The organism is Erwinia sp. (genome assembly GCF_031978025.1).
In the GTDB taxonomy this organism is placed as follows: domain Bacteria; phylum Pseudomonadota; class Gammaproteobacteria; order Enterobacterales; family Enterobacteriaceae; genus Erwinia.
In genome coordinates this window covers 4547-5230 of record NZ_DALZCD010000294.1, presented here as the reverse complement: position 1 = coordinate 5230, position 684 = coordinate 4547, and the positions used below count along the sequence as shown (strand labels likewise).

At 57.3% G+C, this 684-nt stretch carries 1 protein-coding gene; it reads right to left on the bottom strand.

The features are described from left to right. Positions 1 to 684, bottom strand: a 684-nt coding sequence (locus RTK32_RS18630) for a solute carrier family 23 protein (RefSeq protein ID WP_312046593.1), incomplete at both ends; no start/stop codon positions are given.

Below are 684 nucleotides of genomic sequence, written 5' to 3'. Positions count from 1 at the left end.
CTTATTCTGTACCCAGATACGCGCGCCGGCCACTGCAATCAGGCCAAATACTACGATAGAGGCGCCGCCAATAACGGGGGCAGGAATGGTATGGATCAGCGCGCCAAATTTGGGTGAGAAACCCAGCAAAATAGCGATAATCGCTGCCGCCACAAACACCAGCGTGGAATACACTTTCGTTACCGCCATCACGCCGATATTTTCGGCATAGGTGGTGACGCCGCTGCCGCCGAGGCTACCTGAAAGCACGGTCGCCAGCCCGTCGCCGACAAAGGCCCGACCCATCCAGGGATCGAGATTTTTGCCGGTCATGCCCGCTACCGCTTTAAGATGGCCCAGGTTTTCTGCTACCAGAATGATCGCTACCGGCGCGATAGTAAACATCGCCTGGCTGTTAAAGACTGGTGCGGTAGTGGTCGGCAGGCCAAACCAGGGCGCGCTGGCAATAAGGCCAAAATCTACCGGTTTACCCAGGCCAAAACCGTTGGTCAGCACCGCATAAATTCCCCAGGCCACCATCAGCCCGATCAGCAGCAGCAGTCGCTGTACCATGCCACGCGTAAACACGGCTGTCACGCCGATACAAACCACGGTCATCACGGCGATCCAGCTGTCAAACATGGAGGACGAGACGCTGCGAACGGCAATGGGCGCAAGGTTCAGGCCAATCGCCATTACCACTGC